Origin of the sequence: Candidatus Reidiella endopervernicosa (genome assembly GCF_013343005.1) — a bacterium.
Classification (GTDB): domain Bacteria; phylum Pseudomonadota; class Gammaproteobacteria.
On the sequence record NZ_CP054491.1, the window covers coordinates 3,239,790 to 3,260,133 of the forward strand.

A 20,344-nucleotide genomic window follows, 5' to 3' on the forward strand; every position below is an offset into this window, starting at 1 on the left:
CTTAATTGTTCGGCTAGTTGAGCCAGGCGTTGATCTGTTCCAGATCGTTTGGCTCGAGGCGGCCTGCGGCCTGTTTCAGACGCAGGGTATTGAGGATGTAGTCGTAGCGCGCATTGGCGTAGTTGTTACGTGCGCGGTGCTGTTCGCTCTGTGCGTTGAGCACATCGACGATGGTACGGGTGCCGACCTCAAAGCCGGCCTCGGTCGCCTCCAGCGCGCTGCCGGTCGAGACCAGTGCCTGCTTGAGCGCATTCACCTTACTGATGCTCGAATCGACGCCGCGATAGGCATCACGGGTCTGGCGCAGTACTGAACGACGCTGAGCCTCCACGTTCTGCTTGGCGGCGGTGTAGTTCTCTTCTGCCTCACGGGTGCGCGAGTTGACCGCGCCGCCGGAGTAGATCGGTACGTTAAGCTGCAGCATCAGTGAGGTGGTGTTGCGCTCCGACTCACTGGTAATGCCGCCATCGGCCTTGCTGTAGCTGTGGCTACCGACCAGGTCGAGGGTCGGTGCGTGGCCAGCGCGCTGACGGGTGACCTCCTCGCGCGCCGTCTCAAGTCCGTGACGAACTGCCTTCAGGGTCAGGTTATCTTTCAGCGCCGCCTCGGCCCACGCCTCGATATCCTCTGGCGAGGGGTTGAGTAGTTGCATCTGCTCACCGAGCAGACTCAGGTTCTGCGTGCTCACGCCTGTGACCTCACTGAGCGCCTCGTAGCTATTGGTCAATCCGTTTTGTGCATCGATCTCCTGCGAGACGGCCAGATCGAAGGCGGCCTGCGCCTCATGCACATCGGTGATCGCGATCAGACCGACCTCAAAACGTTTTTTCGCCTGCTCGAGCTGGCGGGCGATTGCCCCCTTCTCAGCGCGAGCAAACTTCAGTGCGTCGTGTGCCGCAAGTACACCAAAGTAGCTCTCGGCAACACGTAGCAGCAGTGCCTGCTGCTCAGCGGCGAGCGTTGCCTCGGCCTGCAACACAGTGGCGTCGGCCTGACGCAGCTGCGCGTTGTAGTCACTGTGATAGATCGGCTGACTGAGACTCAGCCCATAACCGACGCTGCCGTAACTCGCCTCACCGCTGCTCGGCTCATACTGATTAACTCGGTTAGCGCCCGCATCGACACTGAAGGAGATATTCGGCAGCAGTAGCGCCTGGCTCTGCGGCTTCGCCTCCTGCGCGGCGCGGTAGGTGGCCTCGGCCGCCTTGAAGGTTGGATCGCTCTGCTGCGCCTGATGGTAGACCTCCATCAGGTTCTCGGCAGAGGCGGCCAACGGGGTAAAGAGCAGCGTCAATGCCAACTTCTTTGCAAAACTGTTCATCATTACTCGTCCTAGATATCTACTATCAGTATGTGGGCATTTCAGGGTCAACGTCGCGGGCCCAGGCGGCCACGCCACCGGAAAGATTTATCATGCGGTCGAAACCGACACTTTCAAGGTAACTCGCGACCTGGCGACTGCGGATTCCGTGGTGACAGACCACCACGATCTCCCGGTTGGGATCGAGCGCTTCACTGGCGGTGGGGATGCGGCGCATCGGCACCAGCATCGAACCTTCAATCGCACAGGTCTCAAACTCCCACGGCTCTCGTACATCGAGTAGCAGCGGTGGCTCTTCTGCCTGCTCAAGGTAACTGTTGAGCTCGGCGGGGGTAAGGTTGCGCACGGGGCGTTAGAAGACGAAATCGGCCCGCTTGTCGGTATTCTGCAGCGCCTGGAGATCGGTCTCGAACAGCACTTCAGTCGTCCAATCTTTCTCGCCGGTACGGATGATCAGCTGTGCCTGCATCGCGGGCGCCTCACCGACAATGGCAAACAGACGCCCACCAACCGTGAGGCTCTGCTTAAAGGAGTCGGGCAGTTCAGGCATCGAACCGCTGATGGCGATCACATCGTAGGGTCCCTTCTCTGGCCACCCCTGCGAGGCGTCACCCACGGCGTAGGAGACGTTGCGTACACCGCTCGCCTCGAGGGTTACACGTGCCGCCTCGAGCATGTCGGCGTGGATCTCAACGGTGTAGACCGCCTTGCAGAGTGTTGAGAGCATTGCGGTGACAAAGCCGCTGCCGGTACCGATCTCCAGCGCCACATCATCGGGCTGAACATTGAGCGCCTGCAGCATGCGCCCCTCGACCCGTGGCGGCATCATGCGCTCACCGTGGGCCAGCGGGATCTCGATATCGGCAAATGCCAGATTGCGATGCTGCTGCGGAACGTAGTCCTCGCGAGGAGTGTCGCTCATCACATTGAGCACACGCTGATCGAGCACATCCCATGGCCGAACCTGCTGTTCGATCATATTAAAACGGGCCTGCTGGAACTGATTCTCGCTCATGCTTCTCTCCCACACCGATATGCAATAATTCTGAGCGCAAAAGGGTAAGCCGTTTGCCGGGCTGTCGCAAGCTATCTGAAGAGTCATTTCGTGACCATAATCAGACTATATTTATCTAATGAGTCAACAACTTGACCTTATAACGGCCTGAGTAGCAGAGTGGAGCCATAGAAGAATCATAATTTGAGGGGTAGCAGTCATGTTCGAAGCAGCAGAACTGGGACGCAAGGTTTCAAAGGATGACTTCAACAAACTCGAGCCTGAGGTACGCACTCAGCTGTTGGCGGCACAGCGTAAGCTGCGCGAATCTAACGTCTCGGTGATGATAATCGTCTCCGGCGTCGAGGGGGCGGGCAAGGGTGAGGTCGTCAACATGCTCAACGAGTGGCTCGACACTCGCGGCCTGCAGACCCACGCCTTCTGGGATGAGCAGGAGGAGGAGCGGCAACACCCTCGCTACTGGCGCTTCTGGCGCGCCATGCCACCGCGCGGTGGTATCGGCATTCTGTTCGGCGCCTGGTACAACCAGCCGATTATCGATCTGCTCGGCAAACGCCGTGACGAGGACTACCTCGACTCAGAGGCGACCCAGATCAACGACCTGGAAAGGATGTTGATCCACGACAACATGCTGATTCTTAAATTCTGGTTCCACCTGCCCAAGGGTGAGCAGAAGGCGCGCCTGAAGAAACTGAGCAAGGATCCACACAGCCGCTGGCGCATGGCGCCACAGACCACCAAGCGTTCAAAGGCGTACGATAATTTTGTGCGCGTCTCTGAGCGCCTGGTTCGCCAGACCGATAGCGGCGCCTCCCCCTGGTACATGATTGAATCAACCGATCGTCGCTACCGTGACCTGACCGTGGCGCGCACCATTGTCGAGGCGATTGAAGGCAAGCTGGCCTCAGAACATATCGATCAACCAACCACGATCCCCCACTCACCCCGCCTGCCGACCGTCCCCTCGGCCCGCGTCACGGCGCTAGACCACGTCGATCTGGGCCAGAAACTAGAGCCCTCCGACTATAAAAAGCAGCTCAAGGAGTACCAGACCCGCCTCAACACCCTCTCCTGGCGCGCCTTCAACCAGGATCGTGCGGTGGTAATGGTCTTCGAGGGGTGGGATGCCGCTGGCAAGGGCGGTGCGATTCGGCGCCTGATGGCCGCCATCGATGCGCGCCTGCATCGCGTAATCCCGATTGCCGCTCCCACCGACGAGGAGCGTGCCCACCATTATCTATGGCGCTTCTGGCGCCATACCCCTGGCCCAGGTCGCTTTACCGTCTTCGACCGCTCCTGGTACGGACGTGTGTTGGTCGAGCGGGTCGAGGGATTTGCCACCGAGGCGGCATGGAAACGCTCCTATCTGGAGATCAATGAGCCGGGGAGTCGCTATTTTTGCGAAAGTTTGTTTTGGGCATCAAGCCCAAGCAAACAGCAAAAACTTCACGCGACCGTTTATGCCTGCGGCGCCCGACAGTCCTGCGTACGTTGCGTAATCACCTCTTCGCGGCTCTACACAACTCCCTCAGTGACTCTACGCCGACATAAAGCCGCTGCTGCATCTTCTCCGTCGTTCGCTCGCGCTCTCAACTACGAATAGGCAGACGGCGTCGACTATCGGGGACTAACCGCCCTCACTTCGCTCTCCATGGCGGTCAGCGTTCGAGCAGCAGCTCGCCGAGCACGGCACGATCATGCTCAAGTTCTGGCTCCACATCAGCCCCGAGGAGCAGTTGCAGCGTTTCAAGGCACGCGAAGAGATCCCCTACAAGGAGCACAAGATCACCGATGAGGATTGGCGCAACCGCGAACAGTGGGAGGCCTATCAATCGGCCGTCAATGAGATGGTAGTCCGTACCAGCACCGAGTACGCCCCCTGGAGCCTGATACCGGGCAATGACAAACGCTTCGCGCGTATCGAGATAATGAAGACCCTCTGCGAACGACTCGAAGCGGCGCTGGACGATGATGAGAAGGATGACTGACTTTGTGAAAGGCCGACTATTTATCTATACTTTCACGCCTAAACGGAGCTAGGGGTATCTGGGACTCGCCCAGACTGACGAAGATACTCTTAGAACCTGAACCAGTTAATTCTGGCGGAGGCTGGGTCTCATCAAGACACCACCGTGTCGCCATGGATGGCTAGAGCCCTCCCCACCAATAGATACACACAGCTAGGGGTGCCCACAAACCAATTGAGCCGTCTACTTTTTTCAAGGCAATGCGCGTCGTTTTCGATCAGTACAAAAACGATGCAACAGCGAATTGAATCAAAAGAGAGACTCAAGGGCTGAGACAAACCCTTCGAACCTGACCCGGTTAACACCGGCGTAGGGAAGCTGACCGCAGATGCGCTCATCTTCCCGCACTTGGAGTAGATATTTATGAGCGCCATTCCAGGCGAATTCCTGCAGAAGACCGCACAGCTCTCCGCAGACGTCACCAAGCCGTTTCCGAAATCGAAGAAGATCTACGTCGAGGGCTCACGCCCCGACATTCGAGTTCCTATGCGCGAGATCAGTCAGGATGACGCCATGACCTCCGGTGCCCCGGAGACCAATCCACCGATCTTTGTCTACGACACCTCAGGGCCTTATACCGACCCGACTGCCAGCATCGACCTGATGGCTGGTCTACCTGCACTGCGTGAACAGTGGGTCAATGAGCGTGACGATACCGAACTACTCGACGGCCCCACCTCGGAGTATGGCGCCGAACGTCAGGGCGATGCAGAGCTGGCGAGCCTGCGCTTTGAACATATTCGCAATCCACGTCGTGCAAAGGCGGGGCAGAACGTCTCGCAGATGCACTACGCACGCAAGGGCATCATCACCCCCGAGATGGAGTACGTCGCCATCCGCGAGAACAACAAGCTGCAGGAGATGAAGGCCGACCCTGCCTATGAAAAGCTGCTGCGCCAGCATGCCGGTGATGACATGGGCGCCAGCATTCCCGACGTGATTACCCCTGAGTTTGTCCGCGCTGAAGTTGCCTCGGGTCGTGCCATCATCCCGTCAAACATCAACCACCCAGAGCTGGAGCCGATGATCATCGGCCGTAATTTCCGGGTGAAGATCAATACCAATATCGGTAACTCGGCAGTCACCTCTTCGATTGAAGAGGAGGTGGAGAAGCTGGTCTGGTCATGCCGCTGGGGTGGCGACACGCTGATGGATCTCTCCACCGGCAAGAACATCCACGAGACCCGCGAGTGGATCCTGCGCAACTCACCCGTACCCATCGGCACCGTACCGATCTACCAGGCACTGGAGAAGGTCAACGGTGTGGCCGAAGACCTCACCTGGGAGATCTTCCGCGATACGCTGATCGAACAGGCCGAGCAGGGCGTTGACTACTTCACCATCCACGCCGGTGTATTGCTGCGTTACGTGCCGATGACCGCACAGCGTGTCACCGGTATCGTTTCACGCGGTGGCTCGATCATGGCCAAGTGGTGTCTGGCACACCACGAAGAGAGCTTCCTCTACACCCACTTCGAGGAGATTTGCGAGATCATGAAGGCCTACGATGTCGCCTTCTCTCTCGGTGATGGTCTGCGCCCCGGTTGTCTCGCCGATGCCAACGACGAGGCGCAGTTTGGTGAACTGGAGACCCTCGGTGAGCTGACCAAGATCGCCTGGGAGCACGACTGCCAGGTGATCATCGAAGGCCCCGGCCACGTGCCGATGCAGAAGATCAAAGAGAACATGGACAAGGAGCTGGAGGCCTGTCACGAGGCGCCCTTCTACACCCTCGGCCCACTGGTTACCGATATCTCCCCCGGCTACGACCACTTCAGCTCCGGCATCGGTGCGGCGCAGATCGGTTGGTACGGCACCGCCATGCTCTGTTACGTCACTCCCAAGGAGCACCTCGGTCTGCCGAATAAAGAGGATGTGCGCGAAGGCATCATCACCTACAAGGTCTCCGCCCACGCTGCCGATCTCGCCAAGGGCTTCCCCGGTGCGCAGGTGCAGGACAACGCCATGTCGAAGGCACGCTTTGAGTTCCGCTGGCACGACCAGTTTGCGCTGGCCCTCGATCCGGAGAAGGCGATGGCCTTCCACGATGAGACGATGCCCAAGGAGGCGCACAAAGTCGCCCACTTCTGCTCCATGTGTGGTCCGAAATTCTGCTCGATGAAGATCTCACAGGAGGTGCGAGAGTACGCCGAGAAAGGCATGAATGAGATGTCGGTTAAGTTTGTCGAGGCAGGAGCAGAAATTTACAAAGAGATTTAAACCCGGGGAGTCGCTATTTTTGCGGAAGCTTGTTTTGGGCGTCCAAGCCCAAGCAAGCGGCAAATACTAACGCGACCGTTTATGCCTACGGCGCCCCGACCGTCCTGCGTACGTTGCGTAATCACCTCTTCGCGGCTCTACACAACTCCCTCACTGACTCTACGCCGACATAAAGCCGCTGCTGCATCTTCTTCGTCGTTCGCTCGCGCTCTCAACTACGAATAGGCAGACGGCGTCGACTATCGCGGACTAACCGCCTTCGCTTCGCTATCCATGGCGGTCAGCGCACGCAGTCATGGGGCGGGCATACTTCATTTGCCCAACCCATGGCCTCGTAGGCCTCAACCAAACCATCTTCTCACCCGGTCCGCTCACACCCAGCCATTTACCCAACTTTACACGCCATCGACAATTAGCCCTTTCTTATATAGCTCGTTATAATCAGACACAGGTTCAAACTCTCCGCACGGATGCCTGGACGCATTTGGAGTGCATCCCTGACATCACGTAGTCGCAATATCCTGATCCAGCTATTCCTGGTCTTTCTGGTCGCCTATAGCGCACTGGTCGCCATCTACTACAACGCCACACACGACTACGCCATTGCTGAAGCAGAGAAGCTGATCGAGAGTGAACTTCTGACGCACCGCGCAATGCATAGCTACATCGAGGATATTCAGAAGCCCGAGATCTACCGACTCAAGGATGAGGGCAAGCTCTATCGCGAGTACTTCTCGCCCAAGATACTCTCCTTCACCTTTGCTGCACGTGGCGTCAAAGAGCTCCTTAACCAAGAACGCGCCAAGGTTGATCGCCCCAAGATCTATTTCAAGCTGGCGGCCTACAATCCGAGAAACCCGATCAATACGGCCGATACTGAGGAGCTCGAGCTGCTCAAGAAGATGAACCGTGATGAGATTGAGGAGTTCAAACAGATCCGGGATTTTGAGGGACAGCCACACCTCTACTACGCGATCCCGATCAACCCCAACAAAAAGTCGTGTATGCGCTGCCACAGTGACCCGGCTATTGCACCGGCTGAACTGGTCGAGATGTATGGCGACAAGGCCGGATTTTATGAAGAGATCGGCGATATTCGGGCCATGATCTCAATACGTGTACCACTTGAGCAGCAGTTCGCCGAATCGAACCAGATCTTCTATGGGTTATCTGGCATCACACTCGGCACCCTGGCTGCTATCTACCTGCTGATCGTCTATTTTTTCCGCACCATCGATCATAAACAGCAGCAGCTAATCACCGCCAACATAGAGTTAAATCGCCTCTCGGTGACAGACCCACTCACCGGACTGCATAACCGGCTACGCTTCAATGAAGATATTGAGAGGGAACTCGCAGAGTCTGAACGTTACGATTCACCACTGACGCTGCTGATGCTCGATCTGGATCACTTCAAACAGCTCAACGACACACTCGGCCACCAGGCAGGCGATGCCGCACTCAAACATGCGGCAGCAATTTTAAGCGTGCCACCCGACCTTCAGATATCTGCGCCCGATGGGGCGGTGAAGAGTTTGTCATTGCCGCACCACAGACCGACCTGACCGGCGCCACGGCACTGGCCGAGAAACTACGCGAAACGCTATCGAGCAGCCCTTTTACGGCGGGCGAGACATTAACCGTGAGCATCGGCGTAACGGAGCGTATTTCGGGTGAGCCACTTGAGCAGATGATGGCCCGCGTCGACAAGGCGCTCTATCTGGCAAAGGCAAATGGTAGAGACCGGGTCGAGGCTATCAGCGGCGATTAGTTTGGGTGCCAATCAACACCAGCAGCCCAACCACCAACTAACTCGTTTTTTCAATGGGTTAGAAAACCAACCATTACCCCAATCCTTATTACTAATTAACTACTAACATCCAGTAAATTAGTATTTGAACTCAACACACCGAACATCCGGCACGATTCCATTTTATAAATTTCTACTAATAATCACTAAATTAGTAGAAAACACCTGGCGCTTCTGATAAAAACCTACTAACAAGCCCATTATTAGTAGGAGTGGCGCAATGAAGATGCCTGTCAGCCCACCGCCATTTAATGACCTGATTGCCGATATCGTACAAAAGGGTGCCAGTCGCGTGATGGCAATTACTGCTCTGAACATCGGCCCTGCCCCCAAAGGAAACTACTACCACTGGGACAAGCTGCGTCATCTGAAACCACCCGGCAACCTCAGCCACGAGGAGTGGTGGTACGGCATAAAGTCAGCACGGCTTGCCCTCTACCGTCCAATCCCCCACACCGATGTCTACGGTACCTCCTTTGTGTTTACCCAACCGGATATCGTCCAGCGATTGCTCCACCAGATCACCCGTGATGCCAGTGGTGTTATACAGAGCCCAGAGGCGGTCACTAATCCACAAACTAAAGACACCTATCTTGTTAACTCACTGATTGAGGAGGCGATCACCTCAAGCCAACTGGAAGGTGCATCTACGACCAGAAAAGTGGCAAAGGAGATGATTCGCCAAAAGAGGAAGCCGTTAGGTAAATCTGAAAAGATGATTATCAATAATTTTCATGCCATGCAGTTTGTCAGTGAGAATAAAGATGAAGAGCTGACACCACAGATGATATTTGAGCTGCACAGATTACTAACAATCGACACGATGGAGAATCCGGCCGCGGTTGGCCGTTTACGGGAGAGCGATGACATCTACGTCGGCGATGAACGCGATGCCACAACACTACACATACCGCCAAAAGCAGCTGAGCTTAATGACCGACTGGATAGACTGTGTACCTTTGCCAACGAGGATTCATCAGATCCATTTTTTCACCCCGTGATCAAGGCAATTATTCTGCACTTCATGCTTGCCTACGATCACCCCTTCGAGGATGGCAACGGCCGAACGGCGAGAGCTCTCTTCTATTGGTGCATGCTGAATCAGGGTTACTGGCTCATCGAGTTCATCTCAATATCGAGAATATTGAAGACCGCACCTGCAAAATACAGTCGTGCATACCTCCATACCGAAACGGATAACAACGACGTTACCTACTTCATTACACATCAGTTGAATGTGATCACAGCAGCCATCCGAGACCTCTATAGCTATCTAGAGAGAAAGTCGAAAGAGATTCATACCGTCGAAGCCGTTCTAAAGCGCTCTCCATCTCTACGCAACATTTTGAACCACAGACAGGTAGCGCTATTGAACCGTGCGCTGAAAAAACCGAACTCACTCTTCACAATCGAGAGCCACCGAAGCTCGCACAATGTGGTCTACCAGACAGCCAGATCAGACCTGTTAGATCTGGTAGAACTTGCACTTCTGATAAAGGGGAAGTCGGGAAAATCGTTCTCTTTTACCGTTCCTGAAGATATTAAGAAGCGGCTAGATTCGCTTGACCAGTAGGTAGTAGATCGGACAGCATCACAGAAAAGTAAAAACCGGATTACAAGGAAACAGGGAATGAGTAACGACACACCGGAATTTTGGACCAGCAGGGGTTTTCTCGATCAGATTCGTGACATCGACCAACGCATGGAGGACCGCGCATTTGCCTTCATTCTCGGCGCAGGTGCATCGGTACCTTCGGGCATCGACTCCGGTAGCGTTCTGGTCGAAAGGTGGCTAACTGAGCTCAAGCAGCGACTATCGCATAACATCGAACAACCACTAAATGAGTGGGCTACGGCTGATAGCACCGGAATCGAGGGGTTCGACTACACCAAAGCAGCCAGCTTCTACCCCATGGTCTTCGAACGGCGCTTCAGGGGGGATTACGACGAAGGGCACGCCTATCTGGAAGAGTGCATGGAAGGACGTGAACCTAGCCTCGGTTACTCAGTGCTCTCAAAAATCCTCGCCGACACTCGTCACAAGGTCGTAATCACAACTAATTTCGACAACCTGGTGGCCGATGCCTTGGCCACCTACACGCAAAAGCATCCGCTGGTCGCCGGCCACGAATCACTCACCAGTTTTGTTCGCACCCGCCTGCGCCGTCCTATAGTGGCCAAGATCCACCGTGACCTATTTCTCGGCCCCATCAATGGGAGTGATGTAGATGAGCTAAAAGAGGGTTGGGAACAGGCACTGAAAAAGCTATTCGAGCACTACACCCCGATAGTTATCGGCTATGGCGGTAACGACGGCAGTCTAATGGACATGCTCGACAAAATGGATGAGGGGTCGATACCTGGTGGCATCTACTGGTGTTTCCGCAAAGACAGCCCTCCCACTGACGAGCGCATTCTGAGAGTCATCAACAAACAGCAGGGAAAGCTGGTTCCAATTCTGGGTTTCGATGAACTTATGATGGAGCTCGGCAACCGTTTTTACTACAAACGGCTCGATTCCGATCTCGAGAAACAGTACGAAGAGCGCGTGAAGCGCTACCGCGATCAATTCGAAGCGATCCAGAAGCGGATCAATGAGGACAACCAAAATACCGACGAAGATGTCGCCGATCTGAAAGAAGCCATTAATTCTGCCATTGGCGAAGAAACAGATTGGTGGGGCTGGCAACTCAGAATTAACGAAGAGAGCGCCCTGGCAATAAAAGAACATCTCTATCGACAGGCACTGACTGAAATACCTGAAAGCAATGAGCTGGTTGGGAACTTCGCCCTGTTTTTGAAAAACATCCGCCAGGAATACGACGAAGCAGAACGACTCTATCGCCGTTCACTGGAGCTCGACCCGAGTAATACACACAACACCGAAAACTTCGCTCTATTCATGCAAGAGATCCGCAAAGATTATGACCAAGCTGAACGTCTCTATTGCAGAGCTCTTAAGCTCGATCCGAACAATTTGAACGCGAGTGTCAATTTCAGCGCATTTCTTATCGAGAAGGGAGAGCTGTCTGAGGCAGAGGAATATGCTGAAAATGTTTGTAGAAACGAACATAGCCCCTCTCAAGGATTAGCTGAAGGCCTGCTCTACCTCGCGATACTGGCTCTGATCGACCATAGAGATGACGTACCCATCCTCAACCGAATTAAAGGAGCATTAACCTCTGGTTATCAACGTGGATCACGGGAGTCGCTATTTTTGCGAAAGTTTGTTTTGGGCATCCAAGCCCAAGCAAACAGCAAAAACTTAACGCGACCATTTATGCCTACGGCGCCCCGACGTCCTGCGTTCGTTGCGTAATCACCTCTTCGCGGCTCTACACAACTCCCTCAGTGACTCTACGCCGACATAAAGCCGCTGCTGCATCTTCTTCGTCGTCCGCTCGCGCTCTCAACTACGAATAGGCAGACGGCGTCGACTATCGCGGACTAACCGCCTTCGCTTCGCTATCCATGGCGGTCAGCGTGGATTTTGAACCTGTATTCAATGCCGTTTCTGATCGCATTAATGGACAGACCTTAAAATATTATCGCCAGATCAGCGCCGCCATCCTTGACGAAAACACACTGTCGGATCTCGAAAACGATGAACGATGGCAAGCACTTGAATCCATCTCACCCGATACGCCATGGAATAGCTAAACACTCCGTAGGGTTGGCGCAATTTTGTGCCACTCATCATTAAGCGATGGAGATAACTACGGCGTGGCATATAGACCATGCCCACCATACTGTTTCAGTCATTACGGGTTTCTAACCTTACCAGTCTGCCATTGCCCTCATCGGTGAGCAGGTAGAGGTAACCGTCATGCCCCTCTCGCACATCTCTAATTCTTCCAAGCTTTTCTTTTAATAGCCGATGCTCCTTAATTACCCGGTCACCGTCCAATTCCAATCGAACCAGCAGCTGGTACTTCAGCGCACCGACAAAGAGGTTGCCGCGCCACTGGGGGAATTGGTCGCCGCTGTAGAAGCTCATGCCTGAGGGGGCGATGGAGGGATCCCAGTAGTAGAGCGGCTGCTCCATGCCCACCTTTTGTGTGCCTTCACCGATCTTGGTACCCCAGCCGTAGTTAACGCCGTAGGTAATCACCGGCCAGCCGTAGTTCCTGCCCGGTTCGATCCGGGGAGTCGCTATTTTGCGAAAGTTTGTTTTGGGCATCCAAGCCCAAGCAAACAGCAAAACTTCACGCGACCGTTTATGCCTGCGGCGCCCGACCGTCCTGCGTTCGTTGCGTAATCACCTCTTCGCGGCTCTACACAACTCCCTCAGTGACTCTACGCCGACATAAAGCCGCTGCTGCATCTTCTTCGTCGTCCGCTCGCGCTCTCAACTACGAATATGCAGACGGCGTCGACTATCGGGGACTAACCGCCCTCACTTCGCTCTCCATGGCGGTCAGCGAATGTTGATCTCATCACCGCCCTGTGGACCATGCTCATGGGTCCAGACTTCACCGGTCTCAGGGTGGAGCGTCATACCCTGTGGATTGCGGTGGCCGTAGCTGTAAATTTCGGGTTTTGTGTTTGGGCGCTTCACAAAGGGATTATCGGCAGGAACGCTGCCATCATCGTGTAGACGGATAACGGAACCCGCATGATCATCCAGATCCTGCGCCCTCGGTCGGTCACCCCGTTCGCCGGAGGTGATATAGAGATAGCCTTTGCGATCAAAGAGCAGGCGTGAACCGAAGTGACGACCGCCACTGCTCTTCTTCTCCACCTTAAAGATCGTCTCAACATCGACCAGCTGCATACCACGGAGACGACCGCGCACCACCTCAGTACCTAGCCCACCTTTGCCCTCCGCGCTGAAGGAGAGATAGATCCAACCGTTTTCCAGATAGTTCGGATGAATGGCAACATCGAGCAGCCCACCCTGCCCCACCGCTGCAATCTGTGGCAAACCGGTAACGGCTTTGGGTATAAGTCTTCCGCCCTCAATAATGCGCAGCCGACCGGGACGTTCGGTAATCAGAACTCTCCCATCGGGCAGAAAGGCCATTCCCCAGGGGTGCTCAAGCCCGCTCGCTACAGTAACCACTTCGATCTTTTCGTCCGTAGCGGCGACAGCTTGCAAGCCAATCACCAACAGCAGCAGCCCTCCGATTATTGCGAACCCGTTTTTCACCACTCCTCTCTCCCTGTTTGCCAATACCACTATGTGGGTGCAGATGTTATCGGCGCGTCCTACAATAGCGCTCCAACAACCATGAGCCGCGCAGCATCGAAATACTCTGCGACCTACCCGTAATGTTAATTGAATTTATCGATTTTTCTTCCCTGATCCTGAATGACCTTCAAGCACAGCGTCTTTTCCACGGCCGTGGCCACGCCTACCCCGGTTATGGGCATATCAACGTCGACTGGCTGCCACCGGCTGTGCTGATCACCCTCTATCGCGAGGAGCCGCATACCAATCTGCTACAGCTCGCCGAGGCACTAAGCGCAAAGCTGCCGGGTTGTGAATCGGTACAGGTGCAGTACCGCTGTAGACCCAAAGCGCCTTATGAGCTGTTATGGGGTAACGAGGTGCTTGATCTGGTCGCTAACGAAGATGGCCTCAACTACCAGCTACGTCTGGGGAGTACACAGAACAGTGGGCTGTTTCTCGATATGCGTAACGGTCGAGAGTGGGTGCGTAAACATGCGCAGGGGAAAAACGTCCTCAACCTCTTCGCCTACACCTGCGCCTTCTCGGTGGCAGCGCTGGCCGGTGGTGCCAAAAGCGTATTGAACATCGATGTAAGCAAAGCGGCGCTAAGCCGCGGACGCGACAATCACCGCCTCAACAAGCAAGACCTGACACGAGTGAAGTTTGAGGGAATCGATATCTTCAAGTCGTTCTCGCGTATCAAAAAGCGCGGCCCTTTCGATCTGCTGATCTGTGATCCACCCAGTCTGCAAAAGGGTAGCGTCAACATCGAACGTGACTATAAAAAGATCATCCGACGCATTCCGGAGTTCATCTCACCCGGCAGCCTGCTGATGCTCTGCCTCAACTCGCCCGACCTCTCCGACCAGTTCCTGCTCGACACCGTCGCCGAGGAGTGTCCCAGCTGCCGCTTCATGCATCGACTCGCTAACCCCGAGGTCTTCAAGGAGGCCGAAGCGGGTAAGGGTCTCAAGGTGCTGCTGTTTGAGTATCTACCTACACCAGATGAACCAGCGTGAACAATCACGCCGCAAGCATCGAGCCGCAACAGACAGCCGACAGATTTCATGCCATTGAGCAGACGCTCCTTACGCTGCGAAATCTATGGCGACCGCAGCCCTTCAAACAGGCCCGTCCGGCCTGGTGTGAGCAGCACCCCGCGCTACGTGATGCATTACTGGCACTTGCTGATAGTGAACTTGAGCGGCTTCAACAGAGTGACGCTCTGTTATGGCACTGGCTAACGTCCTACATTCCTGCGTTCGCCCACTTCGAAACACTACTCGCGCTACCGCACTACAGCACTGAGAAGCTGAGACTGCGCAAACACCTCGACTGGGGAATCCCCGGCCGCAAGCTTGATCAGATCACTACCTTTACCGCATCAATCACTACGACCCCCTCCCCGGTGGCCGAATGGTGTGGAGGCAAGGGACATCTGGGTCGTCTACTGGCCGACCACTGGCCGACCACTGGCAGAGCAGTGTCGCCACCTATGAGCGTGATGAGACACTCTGTCGTGAAGGAGAGATGTTGGCAGAGCGGGCAAGGCTCTCGCAGCGCTTCTATCCGGTCGATGTGTTATCCGCCTCGATGCCACCACTCACCGATCAACACGCGGTAGCCCTGCACGCCTGTGGCGAGCTGCATCGCGGTCTACTGCGCAAGGTCGTTAATGAGGCACTGCCCGCCGTCGATCTTGCCCCCTGCTGTTACCACCTCGGCGCTGAAGATGAATACACCCCCTTCACCACGGTTTCACAGCTTGGACTGTGTCGTGACGATCTGCGCCTGGCGGTGACAGAAACATTGACCGCACCCGGGCGCGACATCAATCAGCGCGATCGTGAGATGGCGTGGAAACTCGCCTTTCTTAAGCTGGTATTGCCCAATGAGAGCGGAAGTTACCACCCTCTAAAACCGATCGATAAGACGTGGCTGCGAAGCGGCTTTGAAAACTTCTGCTGCAAACTCGCCAAACGCGAATCACTCATGCTGCCCAAAGAGATCGATTGGTTTGAGGCGGAGCGTGCCGGTTGGCAGCGCCAGGGTGAGGTGATGCGACTCTCGTTACTGCGCCACGCTGTACGCCGCGCCGTAGAGCTATGGCTGGTACCGGGGAGTCGCTATTTTGCGAAAGTTTGTTTTGGGCATCAAGCCCAAGCAAACAGCAAAAACTTAACGCGACCATTTATGCCTACGGCGCCCCGACCGTCCTGCGTACGTTGCGTAATCACCTCTTCGCGGCTCTACACAACTCCCTCAGTGACTCTACGCCGACATAAAGCCGCTGCTGCATCTTCTTCGTCGTTCGCTCGCGCTCTCAACTACGAATAGGCAGACGGCGTCGACTATCGGGGACTAACCGCCCTCACTTCGCTCTCCATGGCGGTCAGCGCTGGATGCGGTGACCTTTCTACAGGCGAACGGCTATGAGGTGAGACTGGGAAGTTTCTGTAGCCGCGAGATCACACCGCGCAATATTCTGATCTCAGCGCGACGAGGAAAGAGCCAGATGATTAGATCAGCAGCATTAACGGGGTAATCAGACCGCCTGCGGCGATCAGAGCGCCGTTTTTCAGCGCAGTACTCTGTGGATAGTGACTGGCATCACGAAACGCCTTCATCGCTCCAACCACGCAGGTGGCAATCAGTCCCGTCACCGCACTGTTCCATTCGCCATAACCGAAGTTGGTCAGCAGTAGTCCCGTCACACCACCGATCAGGGCACCGGCAGCAAAGTGCAGACCATTTGGATCGCTTTTAAATTTCGCTTCACTCATGGGGCGAAGCTAGCACGCTGCTGGAGGGGCAACTATTCCCCAAAGGGAGTAAATGGTGTGATCCAGACGCCATTTCGTCTGCAAGTGACTTGATCGTTCAGCAACCTTGAACTAGTTAATGGCAATGAGAACAAGAAGGTTCACCCTAAAGGCCTATACCGCCGCTTTTGCCACACTGCTCATAGGTGCTGTCATCAGCATACGTCTCGGCGACTGGAGCTGGTTCTCTCGCTCGGGCTCACTGGTAGTGGTCAACGGCATCATTCTCACCTCACACCAGATTATCGAACATATGCACGCCCTCACTCGCAACCACCAGCACGGCATGCAGGTTCGCCACGACTGGGCCAGCGAAGAGAAGCACAACCTGATTAATGGCGACAACGAGAAGCGTTGGCGCATTGAGAAGTATGGACTCTATATGCTAATCATCGGCACCCTGGTGTGGGGTTTTGGTGATCTGGTCAACACCCTGTAGTCGTCACACTTCTCGCTACTGCTGCCGATAGAACTGCTCGAATTCACCCTTCGGCAGTGGTCGCGAAAAGTAGTAGCCCTGGAATATCTCGCAGTTATGCTTGAGCAGAAAGTCGAACTGCGCCGCCGTCTCAACCCCCTCTGCCACCACGTCAGGACCGAAGATCTCGGCGATATTGAGAATGGTGACAATCATCGCCTGATCGCCCTTGTCGGTATCAAGCTCACAGACAAAGGAGCGGTCGATCTTGATCTCGTCGATCGGCAGCTGTTTGAGATAACTCAATGATGAGTAACCGGTGCCAAAGTCATCCATCGAGAAGCGGATATCGAGCGCCTGTAGCTGGCGCATGATGCCAACGATGCGGCCCAGATCCTCAGCCACCACCGATTCAGTCACCTCGAAGATCAGCTTTTTGCGCAGCTCATCATTGAGGTACTGCTCACTCAGATGATGCACTGTTTCTATGAAGCTGTGATGTATAAATTGCCGCATGCTGATGTTGATCGAGAACTGCTTCAGCTCAATTCCCTGCTGCTGCCACTCATTGAGTGTTTTGAAGGCGCGTTCAAGAATAAAATTACCCAGCTCAATGATCAGCCCGGTCTGCTCAGCAATGGGAATGAACTCCGCCGGAGAGACAAAGCCGAGTTTCTCGTTGTTCCAGCGCACCAGACATTCGGCTCCGATAATCTTTTGTGCCCGATCAATCTGCGGCTGGTAGTGGAGGTCGAACTCAGATTTCTCCAGCGCAAAGTGGAGCAGGCGTTCGATCTCCAGATTGCTTTCAACCCGGTGCGACAGCTCCTCATCAAACAGAATCACGCCATCACGCCCACCCGCCTTCGCCTCATACATGGCGATATCGGCCTCGCGAATAAAGCGGTTGGCGTCGTTCTCCTTCGACGTAGTGAGGCTAATACCGATGCTGGCACTGATATAGATGTGATGCTCATTGATGACGTAGGTCTCCTTGAGCGTTGCCAGCAGACGTTCTGCCAGACCAATCGCACGCTGGCGACTCTGCAACTCATCGTGACTCACCTCACCGATGATAATGAACTCATCACCACCCAGCCGGGCAATGACATCACCCTGAGGTAGCTGTCCATTCAGCCGTGCCGATACCTCTTCCAATAACTGGTCACCGACATCGTGGCCAAGCGAGTCATTCACCGTCTTAAAATGGTCGAGGTCGATCAACAGTAGATAGGAGTGCCCTCCCACCTCTCTAAGCGAGTTCATCTGCTGCTGCATGTAGTTGATCAGAAAGTAGTGGTTATAGAGCCCTGTAAGCTGATCATGAGATGCCTGATGGTGGCTCTTGAGCAATAGAGCCTGCGAACTGCTGGCGGTGTAGAAGAGCACCCAGGTCAGGGTCGCTGAAAAGGCACTGAGCACATAGCCATACCACTCCCCCAACATTGAAAAGTAGATTACCAATGGTGTCATCAGGATTAGCAGCGTCGGCAGGTAGAGAAGACGATCCGGGTAGAGAATCGCTGCGGCGACCACTGATGCACCAATCTCAGTAAAGATCGCGATGTAGTGAAGCTGGTGCGCGTCGATCCAGATATAGATCAGGAAGATCGTTAACCAAAGCAGGAAAAAGAGGTAGAAGAAGCTGCTGATCTTGCGGTACCAGCGGTCGAGACTCGGACCACTCATGTTCGGCAGATCAAACTCCCGGTAGATCCCGTAACCCCAGCCCGAAAGCAGCAGAATCAGCAGATACCAGAACAGCGCTGGCCAGAGCACGTCGTGCATCCAGCCAAGAAAGATATAACCCAGCCCCGGCAGGATCGAGAGCGCCATCATCACCGGCATCTGTCGATGCAGGTAGTTGTAGAAACGCGGCGTCGCCATCCTTTTCATCGTTCCACTATATAGGAAAGAAATCGTCGATTCGAAATCGACCTCATCAAATTGGCTATCTCATCACGCAACGTCGGCTTTATTTACCAAGCGATGCCCGCATCCCTGCCAGCTCGGCGCGTAGCTGGCGCATTTCATTGGCCAGCTCACCAGTGTCCTCATGAACCACCTGTTCGATATGCTCCCGCTCCTCATCATGATCGGCCTGATGCATGGTCTGCATGGTATCGACAATGATGCCGATAAATAGGTTAAGCATGGTGAAGGTGGCGATCAGGATAAAGGGGATGAAGTAGAGCCAGGCATAGGGGAAGAGCTCCATAACGGGACGCACAATGCCCATCGACCACGACTCGAGTGTCATCACCTGAAACAGGGTGTACATCGAGGCCCCGATCGAACCGAACCACTCAGGGAAGTCGCCACCAAATAGGGTAGTCGCCATCACCGCAAAGACGTAGAAGATAATCAGCATCAGCAGACCAATCGATGAGATGCCGGGAATAGCGTGTAGCAGTGCCTCCACTACAAAACGCAGTCGCGGCACCATTGAGATCATGCGCAGCACACGCAGGATACGCAGCGCACGCACCACGGCTAGTGGACCGCTGGCGGGTACCAGCGCGATGCCAACCACGATGAAATCGAAGTTGTTCCAGCCGGTTTTGAAAAAGCCGAGACGGAAAGCGAACAGTTTGATGCCGATCTCTGCCACAAACACCGCCAGGATCAGGTTATCGAGCTGTAACAGCAGGCCACCGCTCTGCGCCATCCAGCTGGAGGATGTCTGTAGACCAAGAGTGACCGCGTTGATCACGATCAGCGCGATTATAAAATTCTGTACCGGTTTCGACTCAATCCACACACCGGCTCTGTAACGCAGCGATTCTGAAGACACAACACAACCCTAAGTTAAAAGATGAGTGCGGATTATAGGCCAACTCTGCAGTCCATTTAACGACACACAGGGGAGTGTTATTAGCCGTAAACAAGAAGGGCCCGGCAGATGAATGCCGAGCCCTTATCTAACGGATCTGACGACCCTTGGACGATCGATCAGCCCAGTGCAGCCATCGCTGCATCGTAATCAGGCTCATCGGCGATCTCACCCACGAGCTGGGTGTAGAGCACTTTGTTCTCCTCATCCAGAACGACAACGGCTCGACCGCAGAGACCCGCCAGAGGACCATCGGTGATCAGCACGCCGTAGTCTTCAGCGAAGCCCTTGCTACGCATGGTTGAGAGAGAGATCACATTGTCGATCCCCTCAGCACCACAAAAACGCTTCTGGGCAAAGACCAGATCAGCAGAGATAACCAGCGCAACCGCGTCGCTCTTGCTCGCCATAGAAGTGTTGAACTTCTGAGTCGAGGTCGCGCAGGTAGGAGTATCGAGACTTGGCACGATGTTGAGCAGCTTCTTCTTACCTGCAAAGGTAGCCAGGTTAACGTCAGCCAGGTCGGCACCAGTCAGGGTAAAGTCAGGGGCACTGCTGCCTACAGCAGGAAGGTCTCCATTGGTGTGGCAAGCATTTCCTTTCAGGGTGATATCGGCCATTTCGGCTACTCCTCGGTTGATTCTTGATAGATGTGTGTTCGACTCGTTTGCGGCATTGATCTGCAGCAGACAATCGCCCAGCATT

General features: G+C 54.8%; 18 protein-coding genes and 3 pseudogenes. 12 read left to right on the plus strand and 9 right to left on the minus strand.

All coding sequences use genetic code 11. From position 1 onward, the window contains the following. Positions 1-13 precede the first annotated feature (13 nt). Genes HUE57_RS17575 through HUE57_RS17585 form a run of 3 tightly spaced genes read right to left on the minus strand, consistent with a single transcriptional unit; the run spans position 14 to position 2,336 of the window. A complete protein-coding gene (locus tag HUE57_RS17575) occupies positions 14-1,324 on the minus strand; it encodes a TolC family outer membrane protein (protein ID WP_135622439.1) in 1,311 nt (436 codons plus the stop codon). Between the two features lie 22 nt (positions 1,325-1,346). Then, a complete protein-coding gene (locus HUE57_RS17580) occupies positions 1,347-1,667 on the minus strand; it encodes a rhodanese-like domain-containing protein (RefSeq protein ID WP_078484672.1) in 321 nt (106 codons plus the stop codon). A 6-nt stretch (positions 1,668-1,673) separates the two neighbouring features. Next, positions 1,674-2,336 carry a protein-L-isoaspartate O-methyltransferase family protein gene (locus HUE57_RS17585; RefSeq protein WP_078484671.1) on the minus strand — a complete coding sequence of 221 codons (663 nt, stop codon included), beginning with the start codon at positions 2,334-2,336 and terminating at the stop codon, positions 1,674-1,676. A gap of 199 nt (positions 2,337-2,535) precedes the next feature. On the opposite strand from HUE57_RS17585, the gene HUE57_RS17590 reads away from it, so the two are divergent. The 8 genes and pseudogenes from HUE57_RS17590 to HUE57_RS17630 all read left to right on the plus strand — a co-directional run bounded on the left by HUE57_RS17590 (position 2,536) and on the right by HUE57_RS17630 (position 12,053). Then, positions 2,536-3,939 (plus strand): polyphosphate:AMP phosphotransferase, encoded by a 1,404-nt coding sequence (locus HUE57_RS17590; protein WP_174673627.1) that lies wholly within the window; start codon positions 2,536-2,538, stop codon positions 3,937-3,939. A gap of 61 nt (positions 3,940-4,000) precedes the next feature. Then, positions 4,001-4,324: pseudogene (locus tag HUE57_RS17595) on the plus strand (polyphosphate:AMP phosphotransferase); the annotation flags it as partial. Between the two features lie 402 nt (positions 4,325-4,726). Then, positions 4,727-6,583, plus strand: a complete 1,857-nt coding sequence (thiC, locus tag HUE57_RS17600) for a phosphomethylpyrimidine synthase ThiC (protein ID WP_078484669.1) — start codon at positions 4,727-4,729, stop codon at positions 6,581-6,583. A gap of 81 nt (positions 6,584-6,664) precedes the next feature. After that, positions 6,665-6,808, plus strand: a complete 144-nt coding sequence (locus tag HUE57_RS17605; RefSeq protein WP_174673052.1) for a hypothetical protein — start codon at positions 6,665-6,667, stop codon at positions 6,806-6,808. Between the two features lie 245 nt (positions 6,809-7,053). Beyond that, positions 7,054-8,354 (plus strand): annotated as a pseudogene (locus HUE57_RS17610) (diguanylate cyclase). Between the two features lie 259 nt (positions 8,355-8,613). Next, positions 8,614-9,966 carry a Fic family protein gene (locus tag HUE57_RS17620; protein WP_078484666.1) on the plus strand — a complete coding sequence of 451 codons (1,353 nt, stop codon included), beginning with the start codon at positions 8,614-8,616 and terminating at the stop codon, positions 9,964-9,966. 57 nt (positions 9,967-10,023) lie between these two features. Then, the gene (locus HUE57_RS17625; RefSeq protein WP_174673629.1) at positions 10,024-11,712 is read left to right on the plus strand and encodes a tetratricopeptide repeat protein; all 1,689 of its coding nucleotides are present in this window, start codon (positions 10,024-10,026) and stop codon (positions 11,710-11,712) included. Between the two features lie 152 nt (positions 11,713-11,864). Next, entirely contained in the window at positions 11,865-12,053 is a 189-nt protein-coding gene (locus tag HUE57_RS17630; protein WP_174673630.1) for a hypothetical protein, read from the plus strand. 94 nt (positions 12,054-12,147) lie between these two features. Here HUE57_RS17630 and HUE57_RS17635 read toward each other — a convergent pair. Then, positions 12,148-12,534: pseudogene (locus HUE57_RS17635) on the minus strand (PQQ-dependent sugar dehydrogenase); the annotation flags it as partial. 26 nt (positions 12,535-12,560) lie between these two features. Here HUE57_RS17635 and HUE57_RS17640 point away from each other — a divergent pair. Further along, a complete protein-coding gene (locus HUE57_RS17640) occupies positions 12,561-12,824 on the plus strand; it encodes a hypothetical protein (RefSeq protein ID WP_174673632.1) in 264 nt (87 codons plus the stop codon). Here HUE57_RS17640 and HUE57_RS17645 read toward each other — a convergent pair. After that, a complete protein-coding gene (locus HUE57_RS17645) occupies positions 12,811-13,542 on the minus strand; it encodes a PQQ-dependent sugar dehydrogenase (RefSeq protein WP_236860638.1) in 732 nt (243 codons plus the stop codon). The two genes, HUE57_RS17640 and HUE57_RS17645, sit on opposite strands and share 14 nt — an antisense overlap. Positions 13,543-13,664: 122 nt before the next feature. Between HUE57_RS17645 and HUE57_RS17650 the strand changes: the two genes are divergently transcribed. Both HUE57_RS17650 and HUE57_RS17655 read left to right on the plus strand, forming a co-directional pair. Next, a complete protein-coding gene (locus HUE57_RS17650; RefSeq protein ID WP_078484663.1) occupies positions 13,665-14,585 on the plus strand; it encodes a class I SAM-dependent methyltransferase in 921 nt (306 codons plus the stop codon). A 397-nt stretch (positions 14,586-14,982) separates the two neighbouring features. After that, a complete protein-coding gene (locus tag HUE57_RS17655) occupies positions 14,983-15,903 on the plus strand; it encodes a methyltransferase (protein ID WP_174673633.1) in 921 nt (306 codons plus the stop codon). A gap of 182 nt (positions 15,904-16,085) precedes the next feature. On the opposite strand, the gene HUE57_RS17660 is transcribed toward HUE57_RS17655, so the two are convergent. Further along, positions 16,086-16,349, minus strand: coding sequence for a hypothetical protein (locus tag HUE57_RS17660; protein ID WP_078483990.1), 264 nt, complete (start codon positions 16,347-16,349; stop codon positions 16,086-16,088). Positions 16,350-16,473: 124 nt separating this feature from the next. Here HUE57_RS17660 and HUE57_RS17665 point away from each other — a divergent pair, with 124 nt between their 5' ends. Beyond that, the gene (locus HUE57_RS17665; RefSeq protein WP_135622265.1) at positions 16,474-16,827 is read left to right on the plus strand and encodes a hypothetical protein; all 354 of its coding nucleotides are present in this window, start codon (positions 16,474-16,476) and stop codon (positions 16,825-16,827) included. Positions 16,828-16,842: 15 nt separating this feature from the next. Here the strand turns inward: HUE57_RS17665 and HUE57_RS17670 are convergent, their stop codons facing one another. The 3 genes from HUE57_RS17670 to tpx all read right to left on the minus strand — a co-directional run bounded on the left by HUE57_RS17670 (position 16,843) and on the right by tpx (position 20,259). Continuing rightward, entirely contained in the window at positions 16,843-18,702 is a 1,860-nt protein-coding gene (locus tag HUE57_RS17670; protein WP_236725703.1) for a putative bifunctional diguanylate cyclase/phosphodiesterase, read from the minus strand. A 79-nt stretch (positions 18,703-18,781) separates the two neighbouring features. Then, positions 18,782-19,600 carry an ion transporter gene (locus HUE57_RS17675; protein ID WP_078483992.1) on the minus strand — a complete coding sequence of 273 codons (819 nt, stop codon included), beginning with the start codon at positions 19,598-19,600 and terminating at the stop codon, positions 18,782-18,784. Between the two features lie 158 nt (positions 19,601-19,758). After that, positions 19,759-20,259, minus strand: a complete 501-nt coding sequence (tpx, locus tag HUE57_RS17680; protein ID WP_078484012.1) for a thiol peroxidase — start codon at positions 20,257-20,259, stop codon at positions 19,759-19,761. Positions 20,260-20,344: the final 85 nt, after the last annotated feature.